Source organism: Nitrosomonas sp. Is24 (assembly GCF_033063335.1).
Classification (GTDB): Bacteria; Pseudomonadota; Gammaproteobacteria; order Burkholderiales; family Nitrosomonadaceae; genus Nitrosomonas.
The window spans coordinates 3,073,945-3,089,356 of sequence record NZ_JAWJZG010000001.1 but is presented as its reverse complement, the minus strand read 5'-3'; the positions used below and the strand labels follow the sequence as shown (position 1 = coordinate 3,089,356).

Below are 15,412 nucleotides of genomic sequence, written 5' to 3'. Positions count from 1 at the left end.
CGATAAGTTCCAGCCGTTTACGGGCTCGCCCGCTACAAACCGGTGCTTACAGCAACATCCAGCCGCCGCCCAGCGCTTTGTAAAGTTGCACGATCGATACCAAATGCAGGCGGTGAGTTGCCATCAGGGCAAATTCGGCATCGAACAGATTGCGCTTAGCCAGCAGCACGTCGACATAACTGGTGATCCCGCCTTGGTAGCGTAGATCGGCTATCTGTAATGCGGAGCGCAGCGCTTCGACCTGCGACTGCTGCGCTTTGCGCTGATCATTGGCGGTGCGTACCGCGATCAACGCATCGTCAACTTCCCTGAACGCCACCAGAATGGTTTGCTCGTATTGCGCCAAGGCTTGCCGCGCTTGCGCCTCCGCTGCGCGCTGTTCGAATCCCAGGCTTTGCGCGTTCAGCAGAGGAACCGCCAAACCAAGCCCGCCCGTGCCGAATTCACTGCCGGACATCAGTAAGTTAGATAGCGCCGGACTGGCCACACCGAGAAAACCGGTAATTGAGATCTTGGGAAACCGCGAGGCCTTGGCGACGCCGATTTTGGCGGTTGCCGCTGCCAGCAATTGTTCCGAGCGCAGAATGTCGGGACGCCGTTGCAGCAATTCCGACGGCAAACCGGCGGGTACTTCCGGCGGCATCGATTGCTCCGTCAGCGTATGGCCGCGTGCAATCGGCGCCGGGTTTTTCCCCAGCAGCACGCTGAGCTCGTTTTCCTTTTGCCGCATTTGCCGTTCCAGCTCGGCAACCCGGGATGCGGCATTGGCACGCTCAGCTTCGAACTGATCGAAATCGAGACGGGAAATGACACCGCCCTGCAACTGCGCCTGCGAAATGGCTACCGATTCTTCCCATGAAGCCAGTGCGCGCTGCGCGATATCGCGCTGCATGTCCAATTGCAGCAGATCGAAGTAAGACTGCGCCACCGCGCTGACCAGCGTCAGAATGATGGCATGGCGGTTTTCCTCCTGCGCCAGCAAATCGGCGCGCGCCGCTTCATTGGAACGGCGGATCTTGCCCCAGATATCCAGCTCCCAATTCAGCGTGGTCTGGCCGTAGTAATTGAACGGCGTGGCAAAGCCCGGACGCAAGAAGCCACCAAGCGTGCCGAAAGCCGGTGCGTTGGCATCGGCATTAAAGTTCGGAATAAACCCCATGCGCGTGGTATATAAACGCGCCTGAAACTCTTCAACCGTCGCCACCGCTTGCTTGAGATTTTTGTTTTCCTGCAAAGCCTGCCGGATCAGCTGCTGTAATGTCTCATCGTGTAACAACTCCCACCAGCGCAAATTGGCGACCGATTCACCCTCCATCGGCTCCATACGGAATTTCTCCGCGATATCGACCTGCGGGCGGATATAGTCCGGCCCCATCGCGCATGCGGTCAGCAGCAGGATGGGCAGGATGGATAAGGTACGAAGCCAGCGTTGCATATATTTTATTTGGTGATTGAAGATTGCAATTTAAGCATTGCTAAATTGATCATTGGCTGATTATAGACTATAGAAAAGATCTTTCGTTGCTTTCCGGTATTGTACAAAATGATCTCAGAAGTTTTCCTGAAAAAGCGCGCCGCGAAGCAGGTTTTCAACTTGCTGCCGTGCAACGCGGGTGGACGCAGCAAGAAGCTGCGGAAAATTAGGTATCGGACAATCCCGCGTGTCCGACCTGATGCGCTGAAAATGGGAAAAATTTAACCTGAACATGCTGATTACATTGACCACCCGTACAGGCCAGGATGTGGAGCTGGTTGTTGAGTGAGAATGATTGAATTGTACTTCTACGAATTCTTGGCACTTTCATCGTAGAATTGCCGAACTGTAAATTAATCGTTTCAACTTTTTTATTCGAGATAAAGCAGGAATTTATCTCTTTTTTATTATTTACATTTGACCAAAATCATTGACAATATTAACCTATAGGTTAATATTTACCTAAACTAAAAATAATCGAATGAAAGTAAAAATCCTGGCGAATGGGAAATTTACAATAGCTGCGATCATGAAAGGCGATAGCTGTCCAACATATGATTCATTAAATGGTGGTTTGCAGTCTCAATATCAGAAACATGGAGATGCGCTATTAGTGAAATTGGATAGGATTGCTACTGATGGATTTGATAATTTTTCAAGTAGTTTATCTCATCTCATTCATAGGAATCCGAATATTTATGAATTAATCCATGGGCAATTAAGGCTTGTTTATTTCCATGGAGAAGGTAAAACCATTGTTGTTTGCACTGAAGTAATTATAAAAAAGACCCAGAAGGCAGACTCGCATGTTGTAAATAGAGCTATAAGTGCATACAGAGATTATTTTCATTCGATAATGAAAAATAGTTTGATAGAAATAAGGGAGGAATAGCATGGCGTTAAGCAAATCACTCAAAGAAAGATTGGAAGAATTCAAGAAAACAGATGATTACTGGGTAAATTCTGCAAAACTTGATTTTGCAATCACTATTGAAGCTAAGCGTAGGGAATGCGGCATGAGTAATGCTGAATTAGCTCGTGCATTGAATACAAGCAATGCTTATATCTCTAAAGTACTACGAGGAGATACCAATTTAACCATTGAAAGTATGGTCAAACTTTCTCGCGCGGTGGGCTACAATCTGGAAATAAAACTTCAATCGTTATCTGGAAAAAAGATGATATCAACAACTGAATCTGTATTGAGCAGTGAATACCAAAAATTGGCCACTATAAACCAATCAGCTAACGATCCAACTTATCTATATGCAGCCTAGCCCAATTCATCTCATGGAAATGTACTACCTTGGGATTTCAGTAGTACCTCAGTTTCCACAAAATCCTGATGAAGTTCCCGGTCCTGGATTTGCGAGAGGCTTTGATTTCAATGGGGTAAATATTGGAGAAACAGTGAAATTAAATATTTTCTCAAATCAGAATAACGAATTAACTTATGGTGTGAATCTTCGTATTGTCATTAGCAATAATGAAGGCAAAATTGCACCCTATGCAATCGATGTTGAGGCTTCAGGATTGTTTGTGATCAGTGAATCAGTACCAAAAGAAAAGCATGAAGAAATGGCGATTGTAAATGGTTGCGCTATTCTTTACAGTGCAATCAGAGAGCAAGTGATGACGATTACCTCGAGATGTTATGGCGGCTTATTGATTCTCCCAACGGTCAACTTTCTTGACAAAATCAAGAAGGAAAAAAATCAGGATATGCTCCCGGAGCAATCACATGAGGTTAAGAAAAAGAGAAGCTCAAAATCTACGCCTTAGATTTCAGCAGTGACTAAGAGAGAAATCTGCTTTCAAGACGATCAGAAAGTTATGGTGTGTAATAAGCTTTGAATATTTTACCTTGCTGATTTGACAAAAGGAATTCAACCGCGATACGAATGCAGCTGTTCTAGAAATTATCTTGCCTGGGCTTTTGTGTACCACCTATAATTGCCCGCGAAAATTTCACCTTTTTAGCTTACAATGCGCAACATGGTTTCACGTGAAACCAATCGATTAAATCTTCTTGCGTCACCTGAGTTACCAATCATCATAACACTATGAGCAATCACACGGATTTTGACATTATTGTTGTCGGCGGCGGACATGCCGGAACGGAAGCTGCACTGGCGGCGGCGCGCATGGGGTGCAAGACGTTGTTGCTGACGCACAATATCGAAACCATCGGGCAGATGTCGTGCAACCCGTCGATTGGCGGTATCGGCAAGAGCCATTTGGTGAAGGAAATCGATGCGCTCGGCGGTGCGATGGGGTTGGCGGCGGATGAGGCGGGGATTCAGTTCCGGGTGTTGAATTCGAGCAAAGGTCCGGCGGTCAGGGCGACGCGTGCACAGGCCGACCGGGTATTGTATAAGCAAGCGATTCGCAGCCGGGTTGAGAACCAGCCGAATTTGCGGGTAATGCAGCAGGCGGTGGACGATTTGATCATCGAGCAGGATCGCGTGGTTGGCGTGGTGACGCAGTTGCAGATTAGATTCCGCGCGCGCGCGGTGATTTTGACGGTCGGCACGTTTCTGGCGGGGTTGGCGCATATCGGCAAAACCCATTTTAAAGCAGGCCGCGCAGGCGATCCGCCAGCGCTGACATTGGCGCAGCGGTTACGGGAAATGGAATTTCCCGCAGGGCGATTGAAAACCGGCACGCCGCCGCGCATCGATGGCCGCAGCATGGATTATTCCAAACTGCTGGAGCAACCGGGTGATCAACCGGTGCCGTTTTTTTCCCTGATCGATACCGGCATCGAACATCCGCGCCAGATTTCGTGCTGGATTACGCATACTAATAGCGATACGCACGATATTATTCGCGACGGCTTGGTCGATTCGCCACTGTTTACCGGAAAAATCGAAGGCGTCGGGCCGCGCTATTGTCCGTCGATCGAAGACAAAGTGGTGCGTTTTTCCGCGCGCGAATCGCATCAGATTTTTCTCGAACCGGAAGGTCTGGGTACGCATGAAATCTACCCGAACGGTATTTCCACCAGCTTATCGTTCGAGGTGCAAACGCAATTGATTCATTCCATCGCCGGATTGGAAAACGCACACATCACGCGCCCCGGTTATGCTATCGAATACGATTATTTCGATCCGCGCAATTTGAAGCATACGCTCGAAACCAAAACCATCGCGAGTCTGTTTTTTGCCGGACAAATCAACGGCACCACCGGCTATGAAGAAGCCGCCGCGCAAGGGCTGCTGGCCGGGATCAATGCCGCACTGCAAGTGCAGGGACGGGATGCCTGGTCGCCGCAACGCCATGAAGCGTACTTGGGCGTGCTGGTTGACGATCTGATCACTTCCGGTGTCACCGAGCCTTACCGGATGTTCACCAGCCGCGCCGAATACCGCTTGCAATTGCGCGAAGACAATGCCGATTTGCGCTTGACCGAAACTGGCAGGAAATTGGGTTTGATTGACGATCAGCGCTGGGAAGCGTTTTCCAATAAACAGGAAGCGATCATCAAGGAGCAGCAGCGGCTCGATTCGATTCGCGTATTGCCCGGTACATTGCCGGAACAGGATGCTCTTCGTGTGCTCGGTAAAGGCATTGAGCGCGAATACACGTTGACCGAATTGCTAAAGCGCCCCGATGTGACGTATGAGACATTGATGACCCTGCCGGGCGCGGGTGAGCCGGTAGCGAGCGCGCAAGTCGCCGAACAAGTTGAAATCCAAGCCAAATATCACGGTTATATCCAGCGCCAGCAGGAAGAAGTGTCGCGCCAGGCGCAGTATGAAAACACCTTGCTGCCGAAGGAAATCGATTATTGCGTAGTGAAAGGATTGTCGAACGAAGTGCAGCAAAAACTCAATCAGCACAAACCGGAAACCATCGGCCAGGCATCGCGTATTTCCGGCGTGACACCGGCGGCGATATCGTTGTTGCTGGTGCATTTGAAACGCGGCTTTGCGGTCAATGACAAAAAACAAAGCGCATGAGCTTGCTGCCGCAGATTACGCGCAGCTTGCAAGCGCTGGATATAGACGTTATTGCCGCGCCGGAGCAGCTGGCTAAAAGCATCGAGCATTATCTATTACTGATCGAAAAATGGAACAAAGTCCATAACTTGACCGCGATCCGCAATCCGCATGACATGCTGGTGCAGCATGTGCTGGATAGCTTGGCGGTGTTGCCGCATATTCATGGACCGAACATTGTCGATGTTGGCACCGGCGCAGGCTTGCCGGGCATTCCGGTCGCACTGGCAAGGCCGGATTGGCAAGTGACTTTGGTGGAAAGCAATCAGAAGAAAAGCGCTTTTTTACAGCAGGCAAAAATTGAAATGGGGTTGCAGAATGTTGAGATCATGACGCAGCGTATCGAGGATGTCCTTCCCGATGAAAAGGTGAATACCGTCATTTCGCGCGCATTTTCCGAGCTCGGCGAATTCATCGCGTTAACGCAACATTTGGCCGGAGAAAATGCTGCCAGCTGCCGCTGGGTTGCGATGAAAGCCAATTGCACGGAACAAGAACGCCAGCAAATACGTGCGCCATTTGCGATTGAAAAGACGATCACGCTGCATGTGCCTGGATTGGATGCCGCCCGGCAACTGATTATCATCCAACAGAACAGCTTTGATTCCGCGTCATGAATACAGGAGCTAAGCCCGTGACCAAAATTCTAGCCATTACCAATCAAAAAGGCGGTGTCGGCAAAACCACCACCAGCGTGAATCTGGCTGCAAGCTTGGCGGCTGCCGATAAATGCGTGCTGCTGATCGATCTCGATCCGCAAGGGAACGCCACGATGGGCAGCGGCACCAACAAGCAAATGCTGAAAACCACGATCTATCATGTGTTGCTCGGTCATACAGGAATACAGCAAGCGTTGGTGAGCAGTGCGCAAGGAAAATACGATTTGATTCCCGCTAACCGAGATCTGGCGGGCGCGGAAGTCGAAATGGTCGACTTTCCGCAGCGCGAAGCGCGGTTAAAGACCGCACTGGAAGAGATTCAGGACGAATACGATTATATTTTGATCGATTGCCCGCCCGCGTTGAACTTGTTGACTCTAAACGGTTTATGCGCGGCGCACGCGGTGATGATTCCGATGCAGTGCGAATACTATGCGCTGGAAGGTTTGAGCGACCTGGTCAATACCATCAAACGGGTGCGTAGCAGTTTCAATCCCGTGTTGCGCATCGAAGGGTTGCTGCGCACCATGTTCGATCCGCGCAATATTCTGGCGCAGCAGGTTTCCGATCAATTGCAGAAGCATTTCGGCGACAAGGTTTACCGCACTGTGATCCCGCGCAATGTGCGCCTGGCCGAAGCGCCCGGTTTTGGTTTGCCGGTGTTGTATCACGATGGGCAATCCAAAGGTGCGCAGGCCTACCTCGATTTAGCCAAGGAAATTCTGGCGGGTAATCCTGCTTGAAGGAAATAAGGAATCCAATGAAATGACAAAACAAAAAGGATTAGGGCGCGGACTGGATGCTTTGTTGTCGGGCGATGGCAATGCGGCGCTGGCGGAAGATTCGTTGCAGAATATCGAGATCGCCAAATTGCAACCTGGCAAATATCAGCCCAGAACCAATATGGATCAAGTAGCTTTGGCGGAGCTGGCCGAATCGATCAAAGCGCAGGGCGTGATGCAGCCGATTCTGGTGCGGCCCATCAGTGACGACCGCTTCGAGATCATCGCCGGGGAACGCCGCTGGCGCGCCGCGCAATTGGCCGGACTGACCGAGGTGCCCGCGCTGATCCGCAAAGTCGCCGATGAATCGGCGTTGGCCATGTCACTGATCGAAAATATTCAGCGGGAAAACCTGAATCCGCTGGAGGAAGCCATGGGGATTCAGCGTCTTATCAATGAATTCGGCATGACGCATCAAACGGCGGGCGAAGCGCTGGGCAATTCGCGCAGCACGATTTCCAACTTGCTGCGCCTGCTTAATTTGTCCGCGCCGGTACAGGAATTGATGATGCAAGGTAAAATCGATATGGGGCATGGGCGTGCCCTGTTATCGCTGGCGCCGGTGCAGCAGATTAAAATCGCCAATGTGATCGTGCAAAAACAGCTGTCGGTGCGCGAAACGGAAAGAATCGTCAACCAGATCGAGCACCCAACGCCGAAAAAAGTGCAGAAGCAAGACCGCGACCTGTTGCGGTTGCAAGAGAATATCTCCGAGCGTCTCGGCGCGCAGGTGGCGATCAAGCCGAAAAAGAACGGCCAGGGCAATATCGTGATCCACTATACCAGTTTGGATCAATTGGATGATATTCTCAGTAAATTCTAGAAAGAACGAATAAGGAAAATTATGGACGCAAGGTTATTGGATATTCTGGTTTGCCCGTTGTGCAAAGGGCCGCTGCTCTACAAAAAAGACGATAAGGAATTGATCTGCAAACCCGACCGGCTGGCATTCCAGATCAAGGACGGCATCCCGGTGATGCTGGAGGACGAAGCGCGCCGGATACCGGATGAAGTTGAAATAAAATAATAACGATGAATTCGAGTATCAAGCTTGAGCCGCGTGTGGCGGCTATTCTGGGGGCCTTGGTCGGCGATGCCGCGTCACTGGGGTTGCATTGGCTCTACGATCCCGCGCGCATCGCGCAGATCGATAAAAGCAAAGGACTGGTTTTTCTGCAACCGGATGCCAGCGATTACGCCGGTGTCAGCGGCTACTTCGCGCATGGCAAGAAGCAAGCGGGCGATTCATCGGCTTATGGTGAATTGTGTTTGCTGATGCTGCGGCATATTGCGCGGCACGGCAAATTCTATCGTGTCGATTACCAAAGCGAATATCGCAACTACTTCGGCCCTGGGGGCGGGTATCAAGGCTATATCGATTCTCCCACGCGGCAAACTCTGCAAACTTTGCTACCGCTTAAGCCGGAAGATTTTCCGCTGCAATCCGGCGCGGACGACGATCAGTTTGCCGCATTGGCGGCATTACCGGCAATCGTGGCGGCCCATGATGAATCGCAAGATGCGCTCAAAGCGAAAATCGAACAGGTAGTGCGGCTGACCAATAACAATGATACCGCCGTTGCGGCGGCGCAGTACGCAGGCTGTGCGCTGCTGGCCATTTTGCAAGGCCAATCCGCCGGTCAAGCGCTGAGCGGCGCTTTGCCGCACGCAGGTGAAAAACTCGCGCCGCTGGTGGAAGAAGCATTACAAACGGGAATGCTCGACAGCGCCGCAGCGGCCAAACGTTTCGGTTCGGCCTGCCATGTGCTGGAAGGCGTGCCGGTGATTGCGCATATCGCACGTTATGCACCCGATTACCGCACAGCGATTGAAGAAAATATCCGCATCGGCGGCGATAGCTGCGGCCGTTCCATCATGCTCGGCGCGATCATGGCGGCTTATACCGCACAGCAAAACGGTCAGGTAGCGTCGATTCCGCTTGAATGGGCTGCGCGCTATCATAAGCTGTCTATTGCGGCGGATGCTTGCGTTCAACTCCGGCATCAGTAGATAAATTCCCGCGGAATGGATATAATTTGCTGAATAATTAGTCTTTACAACAAAAAGCAGAAAACACTCTATCCATTCATCTCTTCACGATTGCCTGCGTTGTTAAATCACGAACCACAGTCTGTCTTAAATCCATTGCTGCCATTGCGCGCAGTTCAGATGAAATGACACTAAGAAACCCAATAATGCATTCGGCCTATTCGTCTTATTAGCCTTATCGATTACTTACAAATTTATTAAATTCTGGAGGAAAAATGAGTCACACGCTTTATGAAACCACCGTTCAGCGGGTACAACGCTGTGAATTGGCCGTTCCAGGTTCCAGCCCGGGTATGTTTGAGAAGGCGCTGAATAGCGGCGTGGATTTCGTTTTTCTCGATCTCGAAGATGCCGTTGCGCCGGACGATAAAATTCAGGCGCGCAAGAACATCATCCAAGCGCTCAACGATTTGGATTGGAAAGGACACGGCATTACCGTTTCCGTGCGCATCAACGGCCTTGATACACAATACATGGTGCGTGACGTGGTGGATTTGGTCGAGCAAGCCGGGAGCAAGATCGACACGCTGCTGATACCCAAGGCCGGTGTGTATGGGGATATCTACATGGTACAAGCCATGGTCACACAGCTCGAAATGCAACAAGGGTTGAAAAACCGTATCGGTCTGGAAGCATTGATCGAAACCGCGCTCGGCATGGCCAACGTGGAAGACATCGCGCGCAACGGTGCAGCCGGACGATTGGAAGCCTTGCACTTCGGTGTGGCTGATTACGCCGCCAGTAACCGCGCCAGAACCACCAACATCGGCGGTTTGAATCCCGATTATCCTGGCGATCAATGGCACTTTGCCATCAGCCGCATGATCGTGGCTTGCCGCGCGTACGGCTTGCGCCCGATCGACGGGCCGTTCGGCGACATTAAGGATCCCGATGGTTACGTGCTGGCAGCCAAACGCGCAGCCGCACTGGGGTGCGAAGGCAAATGGGCGATTCATCCGACACAGATTCCGCTGGCTAACGATGTATTCACACCGCCCGAGCGGGAAATTGAAAAAGCCAAACGTATTCTGGCCGCGCTCAAGGAAGCCGCTGCGCAAGGCAAAGGCGCCGCTGCGCTGGACGGCCGTTTGATCGACGCGGCTTCGGAAAGAATGGCCAATAATGTGGTGAAAGTCGCGGAAGCGATTGCAGCAAAAAACGGTTAATGCATAAAGGCCGCTCAATGCGGCCTTTGTCTTTAGGGCCGGATGGTTTGAAACGATAAATATTAACGTATTAATGCGATTGTTGAGGAAATTGAAGTGAATATTCACGAATATCAAGCAAAAGAAATACTGGCGGAGTACGGCGTCAAGATCGTGGAAGGCGGTCTGGCTTACACCGTCGAAGAAGCGGTGCAACGCGCCCGCGAAATCGAGGGTAATGTCTGGGTCGTCAAAGCGCAGATCCATTCCGGCGCGCGCGGTAAGGCGGGCGGTATCAAAGTCTGTAAAACGCACGCGGAAGTCGAACAAGCCGCCGAAGCGCTGCTCGGCAAAAAACTGGTGACGCACCAAACCGGTCCGGCGGGAAAAGTCTGTACCCGCTTGTACGTCGAAGCCGGAACGCAAATCGCCAAGGAAATCTATCTGTCGTTTATGATCGACCGAACCAGTGAACGCGTGATCATGATCGGCTCGGCACAAGGCGGCATGGAAATCGAAAAACTTGCCGTGACCAATCCTGAAGCGATCATCAAGATCTATGTCGAACCTGCGGTCGGATTGCAGGACTTTCAAGCGCGTAAAATGGCGTTTGCGCTGGGTATCGATGCAGCGCAACTGAATCACGCGGTGAAAACCATCAAAGGCTGTTACCGCGCGTTGCGCGACTTAGACGCTAATATTCTGGAAATCAACCCGCTGGTCGTCACCGCGAATAACGACATCATTGCGCTCGACGCCAAAATGGAATTTGATGAAAATGCGTTATTCCGCCGCCATAGAATCGCCGAACTGCGCGACAACACGCAAGTCGATCATCGCGAAGTCGCAGCGGCTGAAGCCGGTTTGAGTTACGTCGGCCTGGATGGCGACATCGGCTGTATGATCAACGGTGCCGGTCTGGCGATGGCGACGATGGACATGATCAAACTGGCCGGTGGTGAACCCGCCAACTTCCTCGATGTCGGCGGCGGCGCATCCGCCGAGCGTACCGAAAAAGCATTCCGTCTGGTGCTCGCCGATGCTAATGTCAAAGCCATGCTGGTGAATATTTTCGCCGGGATTAACCGCTGTGACTGGATCGCCGAAGGTGTGGTGCAAGCCGTCAGAAACATCAATATGAAAATCCCGCTGGTGGTCCGCTTGTCCGGCACCAACGTAGAAGAAGGCCGCCGCATCATTGCGAACAGCGGCCTGCCGATCATCACCGCCGAAACGTTAGCGGAAGCCGCGGAAAAAGTCGTCCGCGCCCGCAACGAAGTCGCCGCAAAAGCCTAGGAGTATAAAGTGGCCATATTAATCAACGAAAAAACACGCATCATCGTGCAAGGTTTTACCGGCAGAATCGGTACTTTTCATGCGCAGGAAATGATCGACTACGGCTCCAACGTGGTCGGCGGCGTCACACCCGGTAAAGGCGGACAAACGCATCTGGGATTGCCGGTATTCAATACGGTTAAGGAAGCGGTCGAGCAAGCCGGTGCGGAAGCCAGCATTGTGTTTGTGCCGCCCGCGTTTGCCGCAGATTCGATCATGGAAGCCGCTGACGCCGGGATCAAATACTGCGTCTCGATCACTGACGGTATCCCGACGCAAGACATGATGACGGTGAAGAATTTCATGCGCCGTTTTCCGAAAGAAGACCGCATGCTGCTGACCGGCCCGAACTGTGCCGGAACCATCAGCCCGGGCCGCGCCATGCTCGGCATCATGCCCGGCCATATTTACATTCGCGGCAATATCGGCGTGGTTGGCCGCTCCGGCACCTTGGGCTATGAAGCTGCCGACCAGATGCGCGCACTCGGCATCGGCATTTCCACCTCGGTCGGCATCGGCGGCGACCCGATCCCCGGCAGCTCGCACCGCGACATCCTGGAACGGCTCGAACAAGACCCGGAAACCAAAGTCGCTCTAATGATCGGCGAAATCGGTGGCCCGCAAGAAGTCGAAGCCGGAAAATTCGCGAAAGAAAACATGAGCAAACCGCTGGTCGCTTACATTGCCGGACTGACCGCACCCGAAGGCCGCCGCATGGGCCACGCCGGTGCGATCATCTCCTCCGCTGGTGAAAGCGCCGCCGAAAAAGTTGCGATGCTGAAAGAACTCGGCGTTACCATCTGCCCTACTCCATCGCTGATGGGACAAACGGTCGCGGAAGTGCTGGCGAAGCTGTAATTCTGTAATTGTAGTTGTTGTTAAAATAAAAACCCGGGGCTGGTGCTTACGGGTTTTTTTGTTTAGTCGAATGAAGATTCCGGTGTAAATTACCAGTCATACTAAATTTTGTACTTAATACAAGATATTCATCATTTTGGGTATCTGATTTTTATTTGGTATCACAATTCGCTACGGAGGTCCCACGCCTATGACTTCTTCACTTTCCACAGATGAACAGGAGAGGCTGAACAGATCGATAAACTCATTTGCGACACAGTCATTCCGTGATCAGGCCGATAGGGATTACATTGCAGCCCGCCTTGCATGGAAGGCTGAGCTGTTCCCTCAGTTCCTATGGTCTTCTCAGCAGGCGATTGAGAAGTACCTCAAAGCAATTCTCCTCTACAACAGAATCAAAGCTCGAAATATTGGGCACGACATTGCTGCGGCGATGTCACTTACAACCAATCTTACCTTCGCCATTGAGTTGTCCTCACGAAGCAGAGATTTTATTAAGTACATAGACGATTGCGGCAAGTGTCGATACATCAACATTCCGTACTACGTCGTAGGCTATCCACTGGTTGATTTGGACTTAACCGTATGGGAGCTAAGGCGATACTGCCAAGTTCTGAATGTCTTCGGGATGATCCTGCCGCCTGATGAAGAGACCCTACTTTCACGGGCTCAGGAAGAGCTCTCACAAAGTTCGAACAACCCTCATCACAAGTTTCGCTTACATGGTGGCTTTCTCGAAAAGGTTCTGGGCGACCGCAAGCATCCAAGTCGTTCTGCACTCTTATGGCAGAACGCTGCATATGGCGTGAGAAAGCGACCAACTGTACGATTGAAGCATCATTTTCATGCTCAGAATCCAATGCTTTACTTGTATCCGGAGATGCTCGACGAGCTGCAGAAGCTTGTACATATCTCAGACAAGCCGGCTGAGCCCGGTAGGATGTGCCGACTGCAAGGAGGCGCATCAATCAAGAAACGTTTGAGAACAGGAAAGTAAACGTAATGACAGAATACCGGCGTGCCTATGTCCCTGGAGGCTCCTGGTTTTTTACGGTCAATCTTGCCGAGCGCAAGGACAACCGGCTATTGGTCGAAAAAATCGATTTACTGCGTAGCGCATTTGAATATACCAAACAGCGCCACCCTTTTCGTATGGATGCCGTGGTTATTTTGCCGGACCACTTGCATTGTATCTGGACGCTGCCGCAGGACGATGCGGATTTTTCAACCCGGTGGAATCTGTTGAAAGGCTATTTTTCCCGTCGCATTGCAACAGGAGAAAGAATTTCTGCCAGCCGGAAATCCCGCCGGGAAAGAGGGTTATGGCAACGACGGTTCTGGGAGCATCTTTTACGTGACCAAAATGATTTTAACCGGCACGTCGATTATATTCATTGGAATCCTGTGAAACATGGCTGGGCGAAAAACGTCAATGGTTGGCCTTATTCCAGTTTTCATCGTTATGTTGAACAAGGCATTTATCCCGAGAATTGGGGAAATCACGAAGGTTATGATATCGAAGGGCTTGAATGATTTATCCGATGCGCCTCCTTGCGGTCGGCACATCCTACATAGTTGAATGAAAATTTCAGCGTCACATCAGAGCACGTTGGAATCGCCCCATGCTTACCGTCAATTTCTCATTTCGTTAAATAATCTGTTCCAACGTCCAAGCAAGTAAAACCGGTTACCTGATTTGCAGTTCCAGGCTATTGAAATTTATGACTTGCAACACCAAATTCCCAGTGTAATTTTTATAAAAAAGCCGAATTTTTTTAACCGCTGCTATGCTATTCTTGCGGCATTTTATTCACGCTATTGGAAGATATGGAACAAAAAGATAAACCTCGAAACACGCCGTCGCAGAGAATTCCCGTCATTGCGCATTTTCTTTTTTTCACCCGCTGGTTGCAGTTGCCTTTGTATCTTGGGCTGGTGTTGGCGCAGTGCGTATATGTGTTTCACTTTTGGGTTGAGTTAACTGATCTGATTGGCGCGGTGATGGGAAACAAAAATGCGCTGGAGCATATCCTCGATACCGTTACGATCAAGGGTGCGGACAGACCGGCCAAGTTGACCGAAACGGCCATTATGCTCGTCGTGCTGGGATTGATCGACGTGGTGATGATTTCGAATCTGCTGATCATGGTCATTATCGGCGGGTATGAGACTTTCGTTTCGCGCATGAATCTGGAAGGACATCCGGATCAGCCGGAATGGCTGTCGCATGTCAACGCTTCGGTGTTGAAAGTCAAATTGGCCACGGCGATCATTGGGATTTCGTCGATTCATCTGCTGAAAACGTTTATCAATGCCAGCGCATACGACGAAAAAACGCTGTTGGCGCAAACCGGTATCCATATGGCGTTCTTGTTTTCCGCCATTGCCATTGCCTACTGCGACCGCATTATTACGCAAACCAGTATGCAGTCCGGCGAACACTGATTTCGATCGTTTGTCGTTTCAAGCTATGGCTGCTGCATCGTTCAACATGGTCAGTACGCCTTGCAACGCGGTAGCCACCGCCTGGCGCCGGATGGTTTCGCGGTCGCCCTTAAAGTAATGGGTTTCTTGTTGCACCGAACCATCCTGGGTTGCCCACGCAAAACACACCATGCCGACCGGTTTGGTGGCCGTGCCGCCGTCCGGTCCGGCGATTCCGGTAATCGATACACTGATGTGCGCATGACTGCGGTTGAGCGCGCCGATGGCCATCTCCTGCGCGGTTTGCGGGGAAACGGCGCCATGCTGATCCAAAGTAGCTTGTTGTATGCCGAGCATTTCGCATTTGGCGGTATTGCTATAGGTGATGTATCCGCGCTCGTACCAGCCTGAGCTGCCGGATACCGCCGTGACAGCCTGACCCACCCAGCCGCCGGTGCAGGATTCCGCCGTCACCAGCATCCAGCCACGCTGAGCGAGGCATTTCCCAACGGTTATTGCCAAATCGAGTGCATTTTGATTTGTATCAGGAATTTTATGACTCCAATGATTAAGATAATCTTGATGCAGTAAGGTGTTTTGTTGTTTCACTCGCTATGCGCGATATGCCGCTTATGTCATTATATTGGAATCTATTTTTACTTTTCTCACTGTTTCATTTGTAAAA

Annotated in this window: 17 protein-coding genes; 15 read left to right on the top strand and 2 right to left on the bottom strand. The window is 51.1% G+C overall.

Going from position 1 to position 15,412, the window contains the following annotated elements:
• Nucleotides 1-46 precede the first annotated feature (46 nt).
• Complete coding sequence (locus R2103_RS14130; protein ID WP_317532004.1) at nt 47-1,435, bottom strand: efflux transporter outer membrane subunit; 1,389 nt, start codon at nt 1,433-1,435, stop codon at nt 47-49.
• Nucleotides 1,436-1,955: 520 nt separating this feature from the next.
• Between R2103_RS14130 and R2103_RS14125 the strand changes: the two genes are divergently transcribed.
• From R2103_RS14125 to R2103_RS14055, 15 genes are all read left to right on the top strand, one after another.
• Complete coding sequence (locus R2103_RS14125) at nt 1,956-2,366, top strand: type II toxin-antitoxin system RelE/ParE family toxin (protein ID WP_317532003.1); 411 nt, start codon at nt 1,956-1,958, stop codon at nt 2,364-2,366.
• A 1-nt stretch (nt 2,367) separates the two neighbouring features.
• Nucleotides 2,368-2,751 carry a helix-turn-helix transcriptional regulator gene (locus R2103_RS14120; protein ID WP_317532002.1) on the top strand — a complete coding sequence of 128 codons (384 nt, stop codon included), beginning with the start codon at nt 2,368-2,370 and terminating at the stop codon, nt 2,749-2,751.
• Nucleotides 2,752-2,764: 13 nt separating this feature from the next.
• Complete coding sequence (locus R2103_RS14115; protein WP_317532001.1) at nt 2,765-3,256, top strand: protein-export chaperone SecB; 492 nt, start codon at nt 2,765-2,767, stop codon at nt 3,254-3,256.
• A 281-nt stretch (nt 3,257-3,537) separates the two neighbouring features.
• The gene (mnmG, locus tag R2103_RS14110) at nt 3,538-5,436 is read left to right on the top strand and encodes a tRNA uridine-5-carboxymethylaminomethyl(34) synthesis enzyme MnmG (RefSeq protein ID WP_317532000.1); all 1,899 of its coding nucleotides are present in this window, start codon (nt 3,538-3,540) and stop codon (nt 5,434-5,436) included.
• Nucleotides 5,433-6,092: a 16S rRNA (guanine(527)-N(7))-methyltransferase RsmG gene (gene rsmG / locus R2103_RS14105; protein ID WP_317531999.1), complete on the top strand. Its 660-nt coding sequence runs from the start codon at nt 5,433-5,435 to the stop codon at nt 6,090-6,092. Before mnmG ends, rsmG begins: the two co-directional genes overlap by 4 nt.
• A gap of 17 nt (nt 6,093-6,109) precedes the next feature.
• On the top strand, nt 6,110-6,877 hold the full coding sequence (locus R2103_RS14100) for a ParA family protein (RefSeq protein ID WP_317531998.1): 768 nt from the start codon (nt 6,110-6,112) through the stop codon (nt 6,875-6,877).
• A gap of 22 nt (nt 6,878-6,899) precedes the next feature.
• Nucleotides 6,900-7,739 (top strand): ParB/RepB/Spo0J family partition protein, encoded by an 840-nt coding sequence (locus R2103_RS14095; protein WP_317531997.1) that lies wholly within the window; start codon nt 6,900-6,902, stop codon nt 7,737-7,739.
• Between the two features lie 21 nt (nt 7,740-7,760).
• Nucleotides 7,761-7,943, top strand: coding sequence for a Trm112 family protein (locus R2103_RS14090; protein WP_090314933.1), 183 nt, complete (start codon nt 7,761-7,763; stop codon nt 7,941-7,943).
• Between the two features lie 5 nt (nt 7,944-7,948).
• Nucleotides 7,949-8,926, top strand: a complete 978-nt coding sequence (locus R2103_RS14085) for an ADP-ribosylglycohydrolase family protein (RefSeq protein WP_317531996.1) — start codon at nt 7,949-7,951, stop codon at nt 8,924-8,926.
• Nucleotides 8,927-9,180: 254 nt separating this feature from the next.
• Nucleotides 9,181-10,131: a CoA ester lyase gene (locus R2103_RS14080; protein WP_317531995.1), complete on the top strand. Its 951-nt coding sequence runs from the start codon at nt 9,181-9,183 to the stop codon at nt 10,129-10,131.
• A gap of 96 nt (nt 10,132-10,227) precedes the next feature.
• The gene (locus R2103_RS14075; protein ID WP_317531994.1) at nt 10,228-11,406 is read left to right on the top strand and encodes a malate--CoA ligase subunit beta; all 1,179 of its coding nucleotides are present in this window, start codon (nt 10,228-10,230) and stop codon (nt 11,404-11,406) included.
• A gap of 9 nt (nt 11,407-11,415) precedes the next feature.
• Nucleotides 11,416-12,303: a succinate--CoA ligase subunit alpha gene (sucD, locus tag R2103_RS14070; RefSeq protein ID WP_317531993.1), complete on the top strand. Its 888-nt coding sequence runs from the start codon at nt 11,416-11,418 to the stop codon at nt 12,301-12,303.
• A 190-nt stretch (nt 12,304-12,493) separates the two neighbouring features.
• Nucleotides 12,494-13,300, top strand: a complete 807-nt coding sequence (locus R2103_RS14065; RefSeq protein ID WP_317531992.1) for a HEPN domain-containing protein — start codon at nt 12,494-12,496, stop codon at nt 13,298-13,300.
• A 5-nt stretch (nt 13,301-13,305) separates the two neighbouring features.
• Nucleotides 13,306-13,836 (top strand): REP-associated tyrosine transposase, encoded by a 531-nt coding sequence (locus R2103_RS14060; RefSeq protein ID WP_317531991.1) that lies wholly within the window; start codon nt 13,306-13,308, stop codon nt 13,834-13,836.
• Between the two features lie 294 nt (nt 13,837-14,130).
• A complete protein-coding gene (locus R2103_RS14055) occupies nt 14,131-14,748 on the top strand; it encodes a YqhA family protein (RefSeq protein WP_317531990.1) in 618 nt (205 codons plus the stop codon).
• Between the two features lie 18 nt (nt 14,749-14,766).
• Here R2103_RS14055 and R2103_RS14050 read toward each other — a convergent pair whose 3' ends face one another.
• A complete protein-coding gene (locus tag R2103_RS14050) occupies nt 14,767-15,249 on the bottom strand; it encodes a CinA family protein (protein WP_317531989.1) in 483 nt (160 codons plus the stop codon).
• Nucleotides 15,250-15,412 lie beyond the last annotated feature (163 nt).